Source organism: Uliginosibacterium sp. 31-16, from assembly GCF_030730865.1.
Taxonomy (GTDB): Bacteria; Pseudomonadota; Gammaproteobacteria; order Burkholderiales; family Rhodocyclaceae; genus Uliginosibacterium.
Genome location: NZ_JAVALZ010000002.1, coordinates 391369 through 409118 on the forward strand (window position 1 = coordinate 391369; position 17750 = coordinate 409118).

The 17750-nt window shown below is 59.8% G+C and carries 17 protein-coding genes; 3 read left to right on the plus strand and 14 right to left on the minus strand.

Annotation, left to right across the window (positions count from 1 at the left end; translation table 11 throughout):
• From Q9Q94_RS09600 to Q9Q94_RS09610, 3 genes are all read left to right on the plus strand, one after another.
• The gene (locus Q9Q94_RS09600; RefSeq protein WP_371929838.1) at nucleotides 1–588 is read left to right on the plus strand and encodes a peptidylprolyl isomerase; all 588 of its coding nucleotides are present in this window, start codon (nucleotides 1–3) and stop codon (nucleotides 586–588) included.
• Nucleotides 589–652: 64 nt separating this feature from the next.
• The gene (locus tag Q9Q94_RS09605; RefSeq protein WP_305979842.1) at nucleotides 653–1144 is read left to right on the plus strand and encodes a peptidylprolyl isomerase; all 492 of its coding nucleotides are present in this window, start codon (nucleotides 653–655) and stop codon (nucleotides 1142–1144) included.
• A 70-nt stretch (nucleotides 1145–1214) separates the two neighbouring features.
• Nucleotides 1215–1931, plus strand: coding sequence for a UDP-2,3-diacylglucosamine diphosphatase (locus Q9Q94_RS09610; RefSeq protein ID WP_305979843.1), 717 nt, complete (start codon nucleotides 1215–1217; stop codon nucleotides 1929–1931).
• A gap of 206 nt (nucleotides 1932–2137) precedes the next feature.
• Here the strand turns inward: Q9Q94_RS09610 and purF are convergent, their stop codons facing one another.
• The 14 genes from purF to leuD form a co-directional block, all read right to left on the minus strand.
• Nucleotides 2138–3658, minus strand: a complete 1521-nt coding sequence (gene purF, locus Q9Q94_RS09615; RefSeq protein ID WP_305979844.1) for an amidophosphoribosyltransferase — start codon at nucleotides 3656–3658, stop codon at nucleotides 2138–2140.
• Between the two features lie 6 nt (nucleotides 3659–3664).
• Nucleotides 3665–4162, minus strand: coding sequence for a CvpA family protein (locus tag Q9Q94_RS09620; protein ID WP_305979845.1), 498 nt, complete (start codon nucleotides 4160–4162; stop codon nucleotides 3665–3667).
• Nucleotides 4159–4854, minus strand: a complete 696-nt coding sequence (locus Q9Q94_RS09625; RefSeq protein WP_305979846.1) for an SPOR domain-containing protein — start codon at nucleotides 4852–4854, stop codon at nucleotides 4159–4161. The genes Q9Q94_RS09620 and Q9Q94_RS09625 overlap by 4 nt, the downstream gene beginning before the upstream one ends.
• Nucleotides 4855–4869: 15 nt before the next feature.
• A complete protein-coding gene (gene folC / locus Q9Q94_RS09630; RefSeq protein ID WP_305979847.1) occupies nucleotides 4870–6144 on the minus strand; it encodes a bifunctional tetrahydrofolate synthase/dihydrofolate synthase in 1275 nt (424 codons plus the stop codon).
• 3 nt (nucleotides 6145–6147) lie between these two features.
• Nucleotides 6148–7017, minus strand: coding sequence for an acetyl-CoA carboxylase, carboxyltransferase subunit beta (gene accD, locus Q9Q94_RS09635; RefSeq protein WP_305979848.1), 870 nt, complete (start codon nucleotides 7015–7017; stop codon nucleotides 6148–6150).
• A gap of 26 nt (nucleotides 7018–7043) precedes the next feature.
• The gene (trpA, locus tag Q9Q94_RS09640; protein WP_305979849.1) at nucleotides 7044–7847 is read right to left on the minus strand and encodes a tryptophan synthase subunit alpha; all 804 of its coding nucleotides are present in this window, start codon (nucleotides 7845–7847) and stop codon (nucleotides 7044–7046) included.
• A 31-nt stretch (nucleotides 7848–7878) separates the two neighbouring features.
• The gene (trpB, locus tag Q9Q94_RS09645; protein WP_305979850.1) at nucleotides 7879–9090 is read right to left on the minus strand and encodes a tryptophan synthase subunit beta; all 1212 of its coding nucleotides are present in this window, start codon (nucleotides 9088–9090) and stop codon (nucleotides 7879–7881) included.
• A complete protein-coding gene (locus tag Q9Q94_RS09650) occupies nucleotides 9083–9706 on the minus strand; it encodes a phosphoribosylanthranilate isomerase (protein ID WP_305979851.1) in 624 nt (207 codons plus the stop codon). The genes trpB and Q9Q94_RS09650 overlap by 8 nt, the downstream gene beginning before the upstream one ends.
• 252 nt (nucleotides 9707–9958) lie before the next feature.
• A complete protein-coding gene (gene truA / locus Q9Q94_RS09655; protein WP_305979852.1) occupies nucleotides 9959–10759 on the minus strand; it encodes a tRNA pseudouridine(38-40) synthase TruA in 801 nt (266 codons plus the stop codon).
• Complete coding sequence (locus Q9Q94_RS09660; protein WP_305979853.1) at nucleotides 10753–11361, minus strand: hypothetical protein; 609 nt, start codon at nucleotides 11359–11361, stop codon at nucleotides 10753–10755. Before Q9Q94_RS09660 ends, truA begins: the two co-directional genes overlap by 7 nt.
• Nucleotides 11362–11399: 38 nt before the next feature.
• Nucleotides 11400–14288 (minus strand): FimV/HubP family polar landmark protein, encoded by a 2889-nt coding sequence (locus Q9Q94_RS09665; RefSeq protein WP_305979854.1) that lies wholly within the window; start codon nucleotides 14286–14288, stop codon nucleotides 11400–11402.
• A gap of 316 nt (nucleotides 14289–14604) precedes the next feature.
• Nucleotides 14605–15729, minus strand: coding sequence for an aspartate-semialdehyde dehydrogenase (gene asd, locus Q9Q94_RS09670; protein ID WP_305979855.1), 1125 nt, complete (start codon nucleotides 15727–15729; stop codon nucleotides 14605–14607).
• Between the two features lie 212 nt (nucleotides 15730–15941).
• Complete coding sequence (gene leuB, locus Q9Q94_RS09675; protein WP_305979856.1) at nucleotides 15942–17003, minus strand: 3-isopropylmalate dehydrogenase; 1062 nt, start codon at nucleotides 17001–17003, stop codon at nucleotides 15942–15944.
• 104 nt (nucleotides 17004–17107) lie between these two features.
• Nucleotides 17108–17749, minus strand: a complete 642-nt coding sequence (gene leuD, locus Q9Q94_RS09680; RefSeq protein ID WP_305979857.1) for a 3-isopropylmalate dehydratase small subunit — start codon at nucleotides 17747–17749, stop codon at nucleotides 17108–17110.
• Nucleotide 17750: the final 1 nt, after the last annotated feature.

Consider the following 17750-nt stretch of genomic DNA (forward strand, 5'->3'; position numbering starts at 1 on the left):
ATGCAAAATCCGCTCCGCCGCCTCATGCAACTGGCTGGTGCAGCCCTGCTGCTGGTGACGCTGAATGCGGCAGCCCAGGCCGCACCGCAGGTCAAGATCGTCACCTCGATGGGCGACATCACACTGGAACTGAATGCCGACAAGGCCCCCCAGACAGTTGCCAACTTCCTCAAATACGTGGAAGACAAGCATTACGACGGCACGATCTTTCACCGCGTCATCAAGGACTTCATGATCCAGGGCGGTGGTTTCACTCAGCAGATGGAGCAGAAACCTACCCAGCCTCCGGTGAAGAACGAAGCCAGCAATGGCCTGAAGAATGAGCGCGGCAGCATCGCCATGGCACGCACCGGCGACCCGCATTCGGCCACCGCCCAGTTCTTCATCAACACGGTCAACAACAGTTTTCTGGACTATCCCGGCCAGGATGGCTGGGGCTACTGCGTGTTCGGCAAAGTGATTGCCGGCATGGATGTGGTCGACAAGATCCGCGCCGTTGCCACTACCAACGCAGGGCCCTATCAGAACGTTCCGGCCCAGGCGATCATCATCAAGAGCGTGCAACTGTTGCCCGCCGCAAAGAAGTAACCCCTCCCTTTTTTAGTTTTCAGCCGGGCCGCACGCTGTGGCCCGCATTTTACGGAGCCTATCCATGGTCAAGCTGCACACCCGCTTCGGCGTCATCACCCTCGAACTGGATGCCGAAAAGGCCCCCGAATCGGTCAAGAATTTCCTCGCCTATGTCGAGGCCGGCCACTACAACGGCACCATCTTCCATCGCGTCATCAAGGACTTCATGATCCAGGGTGGCGGCATGCTGCCGGACATGAGCCAGAAGTCCTGCAACGCTCCGATCAAGAACGAAGCCAACAACGGCCTGAAGAACGACCGCGGCACCATCGCCATGGCCCGCACCTCGGACCCGCATTCGGCGACTGCCCAGTTCTTCATCAACACCGTGGATAACGACTTCCTGAACTTCCGCGCCGAAACCACCCAAGGCTGGGGCTACGCCGTGTTCGGCAAGGTTGTCGAAGGTCTGGACGTGGTGGATCAGATCCGCGCAGTCAAGACCAGCAAGAGCGGCTATCACTCCGACGTACCGGTCGAGGCCGTGGTCATCGACAAGGCTGAAATCGTCTGATTGCCAGACTGACTGCCATCAATGACGCCGGCCCCGCGCCGGCGTTCTTAAATCCGCTGGACGCCCTGTCTTGATTCTCTTCATCTCGGACCTTCATCTTTGCGCCAGGCGGCCGGAAACCACCGCAGCCTTCCTGCGCTTCATTGATGGCCCGGCGCGTCAGGCGAAAACCCTGTGGATTCTTGGCGATCTGTTCGAATTCTGGGTCGGCGACGATGATCTCGGCGATCCTTTCCACGCCCGTATAGCCCAAGCACTGGCGGCACTGAGCCACAGCGGCGTCGACATCCGGATCATTGTCGGCAATCGCGACTTCCTGCTCGGCAGCATCTTTGCGGCTCGTTGTGGCGCGCACATCGTCACGGAGCCCGCCCTTATCGAGCTAAACGGGCATCGCGTCGTGCTCATGCACGGCGACGCGCAATGCACCGATGACGTCGCCTATCAGCGTTTCCGTCGCCGCATCCGCTCGCCCTTGAGTCTCGCCCTGCTGCGCCGCCTGCCACTCAGATTCCGTCGTGTACTGGCCGAACGCATCCGGCGCAACAGCGAAAACTCGCGCGACTATCAGGCAGGGATTTTTTTCGATCTGAACCCGCAGGTTGTCGAAACACTTTTCCGGACGACCCATGCCGACTGGATGATTCACGGCCACACCCACCGCCCGGCACTCCATACCCTCAATGTCGATGGTCGTGAACGCCAGCGCTGGGTCTTGGCCGACTGGCACGACCAGGCCACCTGGCTGCAAGCAGGGCCGGACGGCATCATTGCCTTGAGTGAATGAAAGTGGCTGCAGCCTCTTTCTAACGCCTGTCTGAAGACCCGCTACTGACGGGCCTCTCCAGATCCCCCATCCGAAGATCCTCATGACGGCTGCCTGTCCCGGCAGAAAGCCCGAAGATCAAGGCGGGAAGCCGCTCTTCAAGCACCCTTGAATAAAAAAAGCCTCCAGGCTATGGAGGCTTTTTTCATGCCGAACCAGGCTTCAGCTCAGGAACCAGCCATCAGGTTCAGATCCAGTTGTTCGCCGTCTTCATCAGCCGCCTTGCTGGCCGCACCACGGCCACCTTCAACAGCGTCCAGATACTCCGGCGTCACATCGCCCGTCACATAGATACCGTCGAAACACGAGCACTCGAACTGCTCGACCGCCGGATTGAGATCGCCGACCGCTTTCTTCAGGTCTTCCAGATCCTGATAGATCATCGCATCAGCCCCAATCTCGGCCCCCACCTGATCGGCGTCACGGAAGGCCGCGATCAGCTCGGTGCGGCTGGGCATGTCGATACCGTACACGTTGGCGTGGCGCACAGGCGGCGCGGCCGAGGCCATGAACACCTGGGTGGCGCCGGCTTCGCGGGCCATGTTGATGATCTCGCGACTGGTCGTGCCACGCACGATGGAATCATCCACCAGCAGCACGTTCTTGCCGGCAAATTCCTGGTGCATCGCATTGAGTTTCTGGCGCACCGACTTACGCCGCACTGCCTGCCCCGGCATGATGAAGGTACGGCCGATATAGCGGTTCTTCACGAAGCCCTCGCGATAGGCCACGCCCAGATGGCTGGCCAACTCCATCGCTGCGGAACGGCTCGAATCCGGAATCGGGATCACCACGTCGATCTTCAGGTGTGAGTACTCGCGCTTGATCTTCTCGGCCAGATAGACACCCATCTTGACGCGGCTCTCATAAACGGAGATGCCGTCGATGATCGAATCCGGGCGCGCCAGATAGACGTACTCGAACATGCATGGCGCGTAGGGACGTGCAGCGGCACACTGACGCACCGCCAGATTGCCTTGCGTATCGATCAGCACGGCTTCGCCAGGAGCAATGTCACGCACCGGTTTGAAGCCAAGCACGTCGATCGCCACAGATTCGGACGCCACCATGTACTCGGTGCCTTCCGGCGTTTCATGCTTGCCAAGGATCAACGGACGGATGCCATGCGGATCGCGGAAGGCCAGCAGGCCGTAGCCGGCAATCATCACCACGGCAGCGTAGGCGCCCTTGGCACGTTTGTGGGTGCCCGCAACCGCCGCAAAGATGGTTTCCTCATCAAGACGGAAAGCCCCGTTTGAAGCCACCTGCAGTTCGTGCGCCAGCACGTTGAGCAACACTTCCGAATCGGAATTGGTGTTCATGTGGCGCAGGTCGCCCAGATACATCTCGCGCTTGAGTTCGTCCGAATTGGTCAGGTTGCCGTTGTGCGCCAGCATCAGGCCGAAGGGCGAATTCACGTAGAAAGGCTGTGCTTCGGCGGCATTGAAAGCCGAGCCTGCAGTCGGGTAGCGGCAGTGGCCGATGCCCCAGTTGCCGGCCAGATTGCGCATGTTGCGGGTGCGGAACACCTCGCTCGCCAGGCCGGAGCCCTTGTGCATGTGGAAGCGCCCACCTTCTGCCGTAGCAATCCCTGCCGCATCCTGACCACGGTGCTGCAGAACCTGCAGACCGTCATACAGCAGTTGATTGACAGGGGTTTTTGCCACTACACCGATAATTCCACACATACCTTCTCACCTGTCTCGATACTTGATACGTTGCCCCAGCTCCTTGGGAAGCCAGGGTTTGGCAGCGATTACTGCCGTTTCCAGCGGCGGCGCGAAAACCGCTTCGCGCCACCAGGATTCCTTGGGCAGGCTGCTCATGCCCGCCGCGGCAACAAGCAGCACGGCCACGACCAGAGCACGCACAGCTCCGAAACAGCCGCCAAGAAAACGATCCACCGGGCTCAGCCCCGAAGCCGCCAGCAAACTGCGCAAAATCCAGCGCAATACCGCCAGCACGATCAGCAAGGCGATGAAAACCAGCAGAAACGCCAGCGGCCAGCGCAGCCACGGAGTCTGGATGATTCCGTCAAGAAACGGCGCCAGTGGCTTTGCCGCCTGCCAGGCCACGGCAATCGCCACAACCCAGCCCAGCAGAGCGAATATTTCACTGATCAGCCCCCGCCACAAACCAAGCAGTACGCTCAGCAGGAGGAAACCCAGAAACACATAGTCAAACCCGCTCACTTGCTCGTCACGATCCCGTTCAAACCGGCCTTCTTGAGCTTGGCCACCACGACATCCGCCGCCGCGCGATCACTGAATGGCCCCGCACGCACACGTGTCTTGTCCTCAACTTTCTGGGTCCCGGCCTTCACTCCGCCTGCGCCTGCCCGATTGAGCACTTCGCGGGCATTCGCTTCGTCACGGAAGACGCCAAGCTGGACATAGAATTTCTGACCCGCAGGCTCGCGCGCAGCAGCCGGCTTGCCTTCGAGGATTTCACGCGCGCGCTGCGCTTCACTGACGGATTTGGGTGCAATGACAGGCTTTGATGCGGCAACTTCAGGTACAGCAGGAGCCGCACTTTGCGCCGTAGCGACCGGCTTCTCAGCCAACCTCGGCGCTGACTGGACTCCAGCCGGGGCTGACGCCACCGGCAGCGGAGCGCTTTGTGCGGGGGCGCGCATAACAGGCGCCGATTGCACAGGCAGGACAGGGCTGGCAGGAGGCGGCGCCGTTCCCGTGATCAGCCGGGACGCGTAATTGCTGCCCTCCTGACTGGGAATCCGGATCTGGAGTTCATTGCTGCCAGGCCTGGGCTCGCTATCCATGATCATCGGCAGGATGATGGCGGCCAGCAAAGCCAGGGCAATAGCCCCCACCAGACGGCGGCGGGCGCGTTTCTTGAGATCGAGCTGAACGTCGTTGTCGGCCATGAGTGCTTACCGGGATTACGTGGCTCTGGTGACGACCTGCATCACATCTGCCACGGTCAGGAAGGATCCGAAGGTCACGATTCTATCACCCTCGCCAACCCGGCTTCGTGCCGATGCGAAGGCGCTGTGCGGATCGGCAAACAGCTCGATGTGCCCCTTGGCTCCCAATGTCTGCAGGGTCGCTTTCAATTCGGCGGCACGGGCGCCACGCGGCCCCGGCAGATCACACAGCAGCCAGTGATCGACACGTGGCAGCATGGCTTTGAGCGTGCCTTCGATATCCTTGTCGGCCAGCATGCCGCACACCGCCCAGGTATCCGGAAAGAAGCCCATGTTGGCCAGATTGTCAGCCAGCACGGCAGCGGCCTGCGGGTTATGGGCTACATCCAGCACGACACTCGGGCGCCCTGGCAAGACCTGGAAACGCCCCGGCAGTTCAACCTGCATAAGTCCCTGACGCACGGCCTGCATCGGCACCGGCAAGCGTTCCTCGAGGGCTTCCAGCGCAGCCAGAACGCTCGAAGCATTCAGCAACTGATTAGCTCCACGCAAGGCTGGATACGCAAGACTGTTACGACTGGTACGGCGGCCGACGAATTTCCATTGCTGCTTGTCGCCGGAGAAGCCGTAATCACGGCCCTGTACGAGCAGGTCGGCGCCAATCGCGCGTGCATGCTCGATCAGCGTAAGGGGAGGCTGCGGATCGCCGCAGATGGCGGGTTTCCCGGCACGATAAATGCCGGCTTTCTCGAAACCGATCTTCTCACGGGTATCGCCCAGGTAATCCATGTGATCCATGGCTACACCCGTGACAATCGCACAATCCGGCTCGATCACGTTGACCGCATCCAGACGCCCGCCCAGCCCCACTTCCAGAATGATCACGTCCAGCGATTGCTGGCAGAACAGCCACCAGGCGGCCAGCGTTCCGAACTCGAAATAGGTCAGGGATGTTGCGCCCCGTGCCGCCTCTACTGCAGCAAAAGCGGCACAAAGCTGCGCATCGCTGGCCTCCGCCAGATTGATGCGCACCCGCTCGTTGTAGCGCAACAGATGCGGCGAGGTGTACAGGCCAACCGAATAGCCGGCGGCACGCACAATCGCTTCCAGCATGGCGCAGGTGGAACCCTTGCCATTGGTGCCGCCAACCGTAATGACTACCGCGCTGGTCTGTGCCGCCAGCGCGACAAGTACGTCCTGCACCCGGGTCAGCCCGAGATCGATCGGGCGTGAGTGCTGACCCTCTATATGGGTCAGCCAGGCCTCCAGCGAGGCAAACTCGACGCGCATGGGTCAGGCGTTGGCAACCGCCGGCTGGCGGGACAGCAGGGTAATGACTTGCGACAGACGATCACGCAATTCACGCCGATCAACGACCATGTCGATGGCTCCCTTTTCCAGCAGGAACTCGGAGCGCTGGAAACCTTCCGGCAACTTCTCGCGCACGGTTTGCTCGATCACACGCGGCCCGGCGAACCCGATCAGGGCGCCAGGTTCGGCCATCACCACATCGCCCATGAAGGCGAAGCTGGCAGAAACGCCGCCCATGGTCGGATCCGTTAACACGGTAATGAAGGGCAGTTTCTTGCTCGACAGGCGCGTAATGGCCGCCGTAGTCTTGGCCATCTGCATCAGCGAGAACAGGCCTTCCTGCATGCGGGCACCGCCCGTAGCAGTGAAGCAGATGAAGGGAAGCCCCTGCTCCACGGCAGCATTTACGCCCCGCACAAAGCGCTCGCCCACCACCGAGCCCATTGAGCCGCCCTGGAATTCAAACTCGAACACAGCCACGACAGCAGGAACGGTCTTGATAGAGCCCTGCATGACTACCAGCGCATCGGACTCCCCGGTGTCTTCGTTGGCCGCTGCGAGACGATCGACATACTTCTTGCTGTCACGGAACTTGAGCGGATCCACCGGCAGCACTTCTGCACCGATTTCGAAACGCCCTTCCGGGTCCAGCAGCAAGTCCAGGCGCTGGCGCGAGCTGACGCGTTTATGATGCCCGCACTTGGGGCACACATGCTCACTGGCCTCGAGATCGGAACGGTACAGCACGGCCTCACAAGCATCACATTTGATCCACAGACCTTCGGGAATCGATTTGCGTGCAGGCTGGTCGCGTTTGATCTTGGGCGGCAGAAGTTTGGTGAGCCAACTCATGAGATAGTCCTCGTATTCAGATTCGGTCAGGCGCGAGCCGTGTCCATGGCGGCGCGTACGCCGGAAAGGAAATTCGTCAGGCGCTCGGCCAGCCCCGTTTCGCCGTTTTCAACTTCCTGCACGATGCGCGAACCGATCACCACAGCGTCAGCCACAGCGGCAACGGCCCGGGCCGATTCGGCATCGCGAATGCCGAAGCCGACACCGATCGGCAGCTGGATATGCTGACGCAACTCGGTCAGCTTGGCCGCGACATTCGCCACATCCAGATTGGCTGCACCCGTGACCCCCTTGAGCGACACGTAATACACATAACCATCCGCAAGTTTTGCCACGGCCTGAGCGCGCGAAGCCGGCGTCGTCGGCGCCAGCAGGAAAATCGGGGCAATGCCGAAACGCTTGAGCACGGCCACGCGCTCCGACGCTTCTTCGGGCGGCAAATCGACAGTCAGCAGACCATCAATGCCTGCAGCCTGTGCTGCAGCAGCAAACGCTTCGTAACCCATCGCCTCGACCGGATTGGCATAGCCCATCAGGACCACTGGGGTTTCGACATTGGTCTGGCGGAATTCCGCCACCATTGCGATTACCTTGCGCAGACTGGTGCCATGCGCCAGTGCGCGCTCGGCAGCGCGCTGAATGACAGGGCCATCAGCCGACGGATCGGTAAACGGTACGCCAAGTTCGATGATGTCAGCGCCGCCTTGCACCAATGCGTGCATCAGGCCAACCGTAGCTGCCGGCGTCGGGTCGCCAGCAGTGATGTAGGGAATCAGGGCCTGACGGCCTTCGGCCTTGAGGCGGGAAAATGCGTTCTGGATGCGAGACATGATTGCGACGGAATCCGGTCGGTAAATAAGGTTACAACTCGATGCCGTCGAGACGAGCAATGGTCGGAATGTCCTTGTCGCCACGGCCGGACAGATTGACCACGATGATCTGATCGCGGCTCATGGTCGGAGCCATTTTGCAGGCATGTGCCAGGGCATGACTGGACTCCAGTGCAGGAATGATTCCTTCATAGCGACAGAGATCATGGAATGCGGCAAGCGCCTCATCATCATTCGCGGCAACATACTCTGCGCGCTTGATTTCATTGAGGTAGCAATGCTCGGGACCGACGCCGGGGTAATCCAGCCCGGCAGAGATCGAGTGGGTATCGATGATCTGGCCGTTTTCGTCCTGCATCAGATTGACGCGCTGGCCATGCAGCACGCCAGGGCGGGCATGGGTCGTCAGGGGCGCAGCGTGCCTGCCGGTCTCCACTCCATCACCACCCGCTTCCACGCCGATCAGGCGCACACCAGGAACGTCGATGTACGGGTAGAAAATGCCGATTGCGTTAGAACCGCCGCCCACACAGGCAACGACAGCATCCGGCTGACGGCCAAGCTGCTCGGCACACTGAACTTTGCACTCTTCACCGATTACCGACTGGAAGTCGCGTACTAACTGCGGGTAAGGGTGCGGCCCGGCACAGGTGCCGATGATGTAATAGGTGGAATCGACATTCGTGACCCAGTCGCGCATGGCTTCGTTCATGGCGTCCTTGAGGGTCTTCGAGCCGCTGGAAACCGGCACCACGGTTGCGCCGAGCAGCTTCATGCGGAAAACATTGGGCGCCTGACGGGCAACGTCTTCGGAGCCCATGTACACCACGCACTCCAGACCGTAACGCGCGGCAACGGTTGCCGAGGCCACGCCATGCTGGCCGGCTCCGGTTTCGGCAATTACGCGTTTCTTGCCCATGCGGCGAGCCAGCAGGGCCTGTCCGATAGTGTTGTTAACCTTGTGCGCGCCGGTGTGATTGAGGTCTTCACGCTTCAGGTAGATCTGCGCTCCGCCCAGAAGCTCCGACCAGCGCCTGGCATGATAGAGAGGGCTCGGCCGTCCGACGTAATGCTTCAATTCATGGTGGAATTCGGCAAGAAAATCAGGATCCTGCATCGCTTTTTCGTACTCGAGACGCAGTTCGTCCAGAGCAGGAATCAGGGTTTCGGCTACATAGATACCGCCGAACTGGCCGTAGTGGCCCGATTGATCAGGGAAGTTGTACGACATGTTTTCAGCCATCTGCTTCACGTACTCCAGCAACAAAAGCTTCCATCAGGGTGCGGTCCTTGATTCCCTTGGCCGCTTCGACACCACTGCTTACATCCACCGCCCACGGCTTTACCGTACGCACGGCACCGGCCACATTTTCCGGAGTCAGCCCGCCCGCCAACACCAGCGGCACCGGAAAGTGCTCTGGCAGCAGGCTCCAGTCAAAGACTTCGCCCCCCCCACCATAGCCCTCAACCCAAGCATCCACCAGCAAACCGGCCGTTCCCGGAAAGCGGGCCGCGTAGTTTACCAGATCGAAGCCCGCCCGGACCCGCGCGGCCTTCATCCAGGGGCGCCCGAAGCTGGCGCAATACGCTGCATCTTCCTCGCCATGAAACTGCAACAGCCCCAAAGGTACGGCCGCAAGCACTTCACGCACCTGCTCGGCGGATTCGTTTACAAACAGCCCCACGCTGGTAACGAAGGGCGGTAGCAGCGCACACAGCTCACGTGCCTGTGCAATGCTCACAGCGCGCGGGCTGGGCGGATAAAACACGAAACCGATGGCATCGGCGCCGGCCGCCACCGCGGCCAGTACATCCTGCGGCCGCGTCAGACCGCACATCTTGATTCGGGTACGTTTCATGATCAAAACCTTTTCATGCAGAAGAACGATGCAGACAGGCACGTCCGCATCTTCAGCAGGAAGGGTTACTCTCCCTGCCCTGCCCTGCCCTGCGCATCAGCCTAAGCGCCCTCTCCAATGCACGTCCGGAGACCCGCTCCCGGCCTTACTCTCCAGACCATCTGCCCGCAAATATCCACCGCGCGCGGATCTCCAGCACGGCATGCCGAAAACCCTTTTCAGGAGCGGCTCTACAAGCCATGGACACTCGCCCTACATCCCCGCAGGCAGAAACAAGGGGGCTGCAATGCGCCCTCCATCCGGCAATCCCAAGCCGTCAGGATACTCGACACCGGCCAGATACAGCCCGTCAGGCATGAACGTCGGGGGTGACAGGCGCCTATTCCGCTGCTCCAGCAGCTCTCCCATCCATCCAGGCGGCTGCGCCCCCTTGCCAACATGGATCAGGGCTCCGACCAGATTGCGGATCATGTGGTGAAGAAAAGCATTCGCCTCGAAATCAAAAACAAACCACTCACCATGCTGCAGCACGGAAGCCACACGCAGATCACGCACCGGTGAGTTGGCCTGGCACTGTGCGGCGCGGAACGCCGAGAAATCATGCCTGCCAACCAGCAGGCGTGCAGCCTGCTGCATCACAGCGATATCCAGGGGAGCATGAAACCAGCCGACCCTGCCGTTCAGCAACGCGCTGCGTACAGGCCGATTCAGCAGCACATACCGATAGCGTCGCGACAGCGCCGAGAAGCGGGCATGAAAACGCTCATCAGTCTCACGCGCCCAGGTCACCGCTATTCCATCCGGCAAGTGTGCGTTGACACCGCGCACCCAAGCCGTCACGGGGCGCTCAGCCCGGGTGTCAAAATGCGCCACCTGCACCGCGGCATGCACTCCGGTATCGGTACGTCCGGCACACACCACGCCAACTTTCTCGTTCGCGATGCTGCCGATCGCTGTTTCCAGTACATCCTGCACCGTACGACCATGCGTCTGACTCTGCCACCCCTCAAAGCCGGCACCGCAATACTCGACCCCCAAAGCGATTCTCACCACAGCCAGTACCCGCCTGCAACCGCAATCAAGCCCAACAACGCCAGAACATCATGAATTTGCACAGCCCGTACCGGCCACGCCTCATCTTGCGGATCGGACCAATCCTGTTCCGCAACATCGAGGCAATGACGCCAGTTCAAATCGCGCTGTCCGGCGTAATCAAGAACCAGGCGCAAACGAACGGCAAACCGTTCCGGCCTGACCCCTGCCACCCGCAAGGGAGATACCAGCACATACAAGCTGCTCACCCAGTCGTCTGTCGACAGATATTTGAGCATCAGAGCCACCACTGAAACCACAGCCAGCAATCGCAAGGCGGGCTCGCGTACCGCGCTCAGGCCATCCCAGGTCGGACTGAAGACACCGATTAGCGGCAACATCAGGGTTCCGGGCGTCTGCCAAGCAAACAGGATCAGCAGCACCAGAAAGATATAGCGTAACCGCCGCACAATGCGCAGCCAGTCTCCGGTCGCCGCGCACAGAGCGCACGACACGGTCGCCACTGCCCCGGCGAGCAAGACATGGAATCCCGCTGTTTGCAGCAGGATTATCAAAAAAAAACCGGCCGTCACATGGACGACCGGGTGGATCACTTTCAGCATCTGCTTTCCTCAGGCAACGAAACGCTGCCGGAAGTTTTTCAGCCGATCCGGCCGAGCATGGTCTTGGCTTGTTCCTTCTGGAAGTCGGCACCATCCGAGATCACTTCTTCAAGCAACTCGCGTGCACCTTCCATGTCGCCCATTTCCTCATAGGCCTTGGCCAATTCGAGCTTGGTGCTGACTTCATCATTCACGTCGATATTGTCCTGGATGGGCTCAGCAGCTACCGGCGCACGCACGACGGCAGTAACAGGCTCGACAGATCCGACGGTGCGCAGATTCACATTGGACAGATCCAGCGCGGGCTTCTCTGCTTCATCACCCAGCTCAAAGTCAAAGTCCAGCAGGCTGCCTTCGAAGTTGGTCTTCTCCAGATCCACTTCCGACAAGGCATCATGGCCACCATCAGCCTCGATGCCGATATCAAAGTCGGACTCTGCGGAGTGCACGCGCTGAGGAGTATCCACACCTGCCGTGGTCACAGAGGCGACATCGTCATCAAGGCCGATATCAAACTCCAGCGGAGCTCCATCACCACCAGGCTGGGTTGCCACCGCTTCTTCCATCGACGCCAGCAGATCATCTTCTTCACGCGATTCGATCTGGGTCGGCTGATCCTCGATGGACGGAGTATCCAGATCCAGATTGAAATCCAGATTCAATGCTTCCGGCACCGGCGTAACAGGCGCCGGAGCAGATTCAACCAGAACGGGGACAGCACCTTCACCGGACGTAAATTGATTGATTTCACCCGGCACCGTCCAGGTAGAACGAACCTGTGAGATGTTGTTGGTGCCAAAACTCACGGCAGGCGCTTCCTGTACCACCGGAATTTCCGGCACTGCAGCAGGAGCTTCAACAGGCACGGCGATGACCGGAGCACTCTCTTCACCAGCACGGGCTGATTTGTAGAGCGGATTGTTCGGATCCAGCTTCATGCCCAGCGCAGCAGCCTTGCTCCAGTCGTCACCAACACCACCGGTCTGGGTATACAGATCAGTCGCAATATTTTCGAACTGTTTCAAGGCACGGCGCTGCGAATAGATCTCCAGCAACTTGACATATACGGCCGTGCGCGACGGATCGTTTTTCAGAGCATCCAGCAGAATTTCTTCTGCCTGGGCATCGCGGCCGTATGCCATGTAGACATCGGCTTCAGCTACCGGATCAACCCCTTCGTCAGCATCGATCGCGGACATGCCGGACTGGCTGAAATCTGTGTGCAGCAAGCTGGTTCCGCCGGTGTCCACTGTCTGGCCACCGGCGTTACCAAAAACCGAGTTTGGGCTCACTGTCGAAGACTCAGTCATCTGTGTATTGCCTGTCCCGGCAGCCGCCTGCTTGCGACGCTGCTTGACTACGACATATCCAACCCCGGCAGCCACAACTCCAAGCCCCAGCAGGGCCCAGATATTACTGAACAACCCCTCTTCTTCCACAGGCGGTGGAGGCGGAGCAACAACCGGTTTTGGCGGCTCGATCACCGCGCTCGCTTCAGCAACCGGAGCCGTTACAGGCGACTGCTCAGCCACAGGCGAGGCCTCCGTCACCGGAACCTGCGTTTCAACCGGCGAGCTGGCCGCAGCTGCTGCGGCCTCGGCAGCCTTTGCGGCTGCAGCGGCTTTTTCCTGCTCGAGACGCTCCTGCTCCAGGCGCTCTTTTTCAAGCCGGTCTTTTTCGAGCTGTTCCTTTTCAGCCTTGGCTTTTTCAGCCTTGCTCAGCGCAGCTCCCGCCTTATCTTTCTCGGCCTTGTCCGCACGGGACTCAGCAGCCTTTGCGGCAGCCTGGGCATCAGCAAGCCCCTTGTTCTTCAGATCAATAAGTTTCTGCAGTTCCTTGACGTTCTTTTCGAGATCAGAAACGCGGGAATTGGCTTCTTTCAGAGCCTTCTCACGCGACGCAATATCGTCCTGCAAAGCCTGCATGCGAGCCTTGCTCGCAGCATCAGTCGCCGCCGGAGCCCCGGACTTGCCCGTCTCGGCTGCAGTGACCTTCACCTTGTCGCGACTCTGCTGCGCAGGAGCAATCTTGTCTTCCACCTTCGGAGCAATCTTGCCCGAAGCGGTCTGCCCGGCACTGGCTTCCTTGGCGGGAGCCTCTGCTGCTGCAGAAGCGACGGTCTGACGGTATTGCTCGAAATTCGAGGCTTTCAAAATAATCCGGCGCGCTTCGGACTTCGGAATCTGAACCACTTCGCCAGCCTCTGGAACCTTAAGAATCCGGCCTGCACGCAAGCGATTGATATTCCCGCCGACAAAGGCATCTGAATTGGCACGATACAAAGCAGCAACCATCTGCTCCTGAGTCACCTCACCAGAATTCAGCTCAGAGGCAATCTTGGACAGGTTGTCCCCTCGCTGAACGGTGTAATCACCCGCAGCAGCTTGCTGCGGCCTCTCCCGTTCAGCCGGAGCGGAAACAGGAGCAGACTCCGGTTTGCTCGCTGTCGCCGGAGCACTCGGGCTTACTGGTTTGGATTCGAGCCGGGACTCAATCGGACGGGACACCGGCTGCGTCGCGGCAGCAACAGGGCGGGGACCGGAAACTTCAGCCGGATCGAGCAGGAAGGTATATTCACGCAGCAAACGGCCGCCAGCCCAGTTCAAATCGATCAGCAGATCAACAAAGGGCTCGCCAAACGGCTTGTCAGACACGATTTTGACCACCGCACCGCCGCCACGCCGTTCAATCGACATCTTCACGCCACTCATGACGCCAAGATATTCGATATTGGCGCGCTTATAGGCCTCAGGCGAAGCCATGCGCGCCACCATATTATCCAGTTCATCAGTTGCGGCGGTCAGTTCGACCTCGGCGCGCAATGGCTGGCCCAACGTGCTAAGCACATTGATGCGGCCAAGACCGGCGGCGCCGGCACTTCCGCAAAAAGCCAACATCATCGCTGCAACGAGGGTGGTACGAAGCATCGGAGTTTTCATATCGGTTACGCGCGGTGCATGAAGGAAGCCACCGTCTCTTAGGGTTAGAGATGTAAGTTCAAAATAACATCAATGAGTTATCGCCGCAAGCTAACCTATTACCTGAGTATCAGCAATACAACACTGCGCAAACCCGCGCCAAGCCGGACGGACGGGCATTTCACTACAAGCCCGCCAAGCATGCATCACAAATCCCGGATAAAACTTCGGCGGGTTGCTTCACGCAACACCGCCGACACCATTTCCCTTGCAGATCAATTTCTTAGCATGCAAGGACGTTTGTCACGCATGCATAAAATGCTTATCAAGCCTCAAGCAGGATACGCAGCATACGCCGCAGCGGCTCGGCTGCGCCCCACAGCAACTGGTCGCCAACGGTAAAGGCGGCGAGGTATTCGCCGCCCATCGCCATCTTGTGCAGGCGACCAACGGGCACATGCAAATGGCCTGTCACGGCATTCGGCGCCAACTCGCGCTCGCTACGCTCACGCTCATTCGGGATTACCCGCACCCAGTCATTGGCGCCTGCAAGAATCTCGTAAATCTCATCGAGCGGCACATCCTGACGCAGCTTGATGGTCAGCGCCTGACTGTGGCAGCGCATCGCACCGATACGCACACACAGGCCATCGATGGGCACCGAGCCCGCCGTACGGAAAGCCGGCTTGCCGAGAATCTTGTTGCACTCGGCGCCGCCCTTCCACTCTTCCTTGCTCTGGCCGTGCTCATACGGCACGTCGATCCAGGGAATCAGGCTGCCAGCCAGCGGCACGCCACGGAAGTTCTGCACAGGCATATCGCTCGAACGCATGGTTTCGGCGACCTTCCGATCGATTTCAAGAATCGCGGAAGCCGGATCAGCCAGCAGATCGGCCACGGACGCGTGAATCTTGCCCATCTGCGCGATCAGTTCGCGCATGTTCTGTGCCCCCGCACCGGACGCAGCCTGATAGGTCATCGAGGTCGCCCACTCGATCATGTCGTTCTGGAACAAACCACCCAAGCCCATCAGCATCAGGCTAACGGTACAGTTGCCACCGATGTAGTTCTTGACGCCCTTGGCGAGGCCGTCCTGGATCACGTTCTTGTTGACCGGATCGAGGATGATGATCGCGTCGCCCTTCATGCGCAGGCTTGAAGCCGCGTCAATCCAGTAACCATTCCAGCCGGCAGCGCGCAGTTGCGGGAAGACTTCGTTGGTATAGTCGCCGCCCTGACAGGTGATGATCACGTCCATCTTCGCCAGATCGGCGATGGACTTGGCATCCTTGAGCGGTGCACCACCACTCTCGGCGGGACCAGCACCACCCGCATTCGAGGTGGTGAAAAACACCGGCTCGATCAGTGCGAAATCGTTTTCCTCGCGCATGCGTTGCATGAGCACCGAGCCGACCATGCCGCGCCAGCCGACAATACCAACTTTCTTCATCGTGATTACCTTTTGCCTGAACTGCCTCCGCTCACTTTAGCCTGTCTCCGCCACCGCGGAGACATCAAGCGGCGTGACAGGGCTAAACCGTGGTGGTTTTTTTGGTCGTAGTGGTGGTCGTGACGGCAACGGACACGCGAGCGGAAGCCTCTGCAACGCAGAATGCTTCAAGCCCGAATGTATTTTGTGTCCGTTGCATCACGTTTCCGTTCTTACAGGGCTGCGATCACCGCGTCGCCCATTTCGCGCGTACCGACGCGCTTGGTGCCTTCTTCCCAGATGTCGCCGGTGCGCAGGCCAGCGGCCAGCACCTTCTTCACAGCAGCTTCGATGCGGACAGCAGCCGCTTCGTTATTGCCACTGTAACGCAGCATCATGGCCGCGGACAAGATCGTTGCCAGCGGATTGGCCACGCCCTTGCCGGCGATGTCCGGTGCAGAACCGTGACACGGCTCGTACATACCCTTGTTGTTCTGATCCAGCGAGGCAGACGGCAGCATGCCGATCGAACCGGTCAGCATCGAGGCTTCGTCGGACAGAATGTCGCCAAAAATATTGCCGGTAACCACCACGTCGAACTGTTTCGGTGCGCGCACCAGCTGCATGGCCGCATTGTCGACCAGCATGTGGGAGAGCTCCACATCCGGGTACTCGGACGAGATCTCGATCATCACATCGCGCCACAGCTGGGTGGTTTCCAGCACGTTCATCTTGTCGACCGAGCACAGCTTCTTGTTGCGCTTCTGAGCAGATTTGAACGCGACATGGCCAATGCGGCGGATTTCGTCTTCGTTGTAGATCATGGTGTTGCGGCCGACGCGCTTGCCATCTTCCACGCTAATACCACGCGGCTCGCCGAAGTAGATGTCACCGGTCAGTTCGCGCACGATCAGGATATCCAGGCCAGACACCACTTCAGGCTTCAGCGAGGAAGCGTTGGCCAGTTCGGGATACAGCACGGCCGGACGCAGGTTGGCGAACAGGTTCAGATCCTTGCGGATGCCCAGCAAGCCACGCTCGGGGCGCTGCGGACGCGGCAACACGTCCCACTTCGGGCCGCCCACGGCGCCGAGCAGCACGGCGTCAGCCGCGCGTGCCAGCTTCTGGGTGGCTTCCGGATAGGGCGAACCGGTGGAATCCACAGCGCAGCCGCCCAGCTCAGCGTATTCCATTTCCATCTTCAGGCCGTCGCTCTTTAGCGCATCCAGCACGCGCACCGCTTCGGCAATGATTTCGACACCAATGCCGTCACCCGGCAGAACACAGATTTTCATGATTGATCCAATTCTCTTTGTTTGGCGTCATTCCGGCGAAGGCCGGAATCCAGAGCGTTGCGGCGGCTGGATCCCGGCCTTCGCCGGGATGACGGCTTGAAAAATTAAGCGCCGAACAGCCAAGGTTGCGCGGCTTTGTGCTTCTCTTCAAAGGCCTTGATCTCGCCTGCGTGCTGCAGGGTCAGGCCGATGTCGTCGAGGCCATTGAGCAGGCAGTGCTTGCGGTGCTCGGTGATCTCGAACTTGAAGGAGAAGCCGCCCGGCGTGGTCACGGTCTGCGATTCCAGATCCACATCCAGCTTGTAGCCTTCAGTCGCTTCGCATTCCTTGAACAGGCGGTCGACGATTTCAGCGGAAGCCACGATCGGCAGGATCGCGTTCTTGTAGCTGTTGCTGAAGAAGATGTCGGCGAAAGACGGGGCGATCATCACGCGGAAACCGTAATCCTCGATGGCCCAGGGCGCATGTTCGCGCGAGGAGCCGCAGCCGAAGTTGTCACGCGCCAGCAGCACTTGCGCGCCCTGATAGCGGGCCTGGTTCAGCGCGAATTCCGGACGCTTCGGGCGGTTCGTGCAGTCCATGCCCGGCTCGCCGAAATCGGCGTAGCGCCATTCGTCGAACAGGTAGGGGCCGAAGCCACTGCGCTTAATGGACTTCAGAAACTGCTTCGGGATGATCGCGTCGGTATCGACGTTAGCGCGATCGATCGGGCACACGAGGCCATTGAGACGGGTAAAAGCTTTCATG

Excerpts from the sequence above, each read along its gene's own strand:
- leuD (WP_305979857.1), bottom strand. The coding sequence starts at position 17,749 with ATGAAAGCTTTTACCCGTCTCAATGGCCTCGTGTGCCCGATCGATCGC.
- Q9Q94_RS09660 (WP_305979853.1), bottom strand. The coding sequence starts at position 11,361 with ATGCTGAAAGTGATCCACCCGGTCGTCCATGTGACGGCCGGTTTTTTT.
- trpA (WP_305979849.1), bottom strand. The coding sequence starts at position 7,847 with ATGTCTCGCATCCAGAACGCATTTTCCCGCCTCAAGGCCGAAGGCCGT.
- Q9Q94_RS09650 (WP_305979851.1), bottom strand. The coding sequence starts at position 9,706 with ATGAAACGTACCCGAATCAAGATGTGCGGTCTGACGCGGCCGCAGGAT.
- folC (WP_305979847.1), bottom strand. The coding sequence starts at position 6,144 with ATGCGCGTCGAGTTTGCCTCGCTGGAGGCCTGGCTGACCCATATAGAG.
- Q9Q94_RS09665 (WP_305979854.1), bottom strand. The coding sequence starts at position 14,288 with ATGCTTCGTACCACCCTCGTTGCAGCGATGATGTTGGCTTTTTGCGGA.
- accD (WP_305979848.1), bottom strand. The coding sequence starts at position 7,017 with ATGAGTTGGCTCACCAAACTTCTGCCGCCCAAGATCAAACGCGACCAG.
- purF (WP_305979844.1), bottom strand. The coding sequence starts at position 3,658 with ATGTGTGGAATTATCGGTGTAGTGGCAAAAACCCCTGTCAATCAACTG.
- Q9Q94_RS09625 (WP_305979846.1), bottom strand. The coding sequence starts at position 4,854 with ATGGCCGACAACGACGTTCAGCTCGATCTCAAGAAACGCGCCCGCCGC.
- asd (WP_305979855.1), bottom strand. The coding sequence starts at position 15,729 with ATGAAGAAAGTTGGTATTGTCGGCTGGCGCGGCATGGTCGGCTCGGTG.
- trpB (WP_305979850.1), bottom strand. The coding sequence starts at position 9,090 with ATGGCTGAAAACATGTCGTACAACTTCCCTGATCAATCGGGCCACTAC.
- Q9Q94_RS09600 (WP_371929838.1), top strand. The coding sequence starts at position 1 with ATGCAAAATCCGCTCCGCCGCCTCATGCAACTGGCTGGTGCAGCCCTG.
- leuB (WP_305979856.1), bottom strand. The coding sequence starts at position 17,003 with ATGAAAATCTGTGTTCTGCCGGGTGACGGCATTGGTGTCGAAATCATT.
- Q9Q94_RS09605 (WP_305979842.1), top strand. The coding sequence starts at position 653 with ATGGTCAAGCTGCACACCCGCTTCGGCGTCATCACCCTCGAACTGGAT.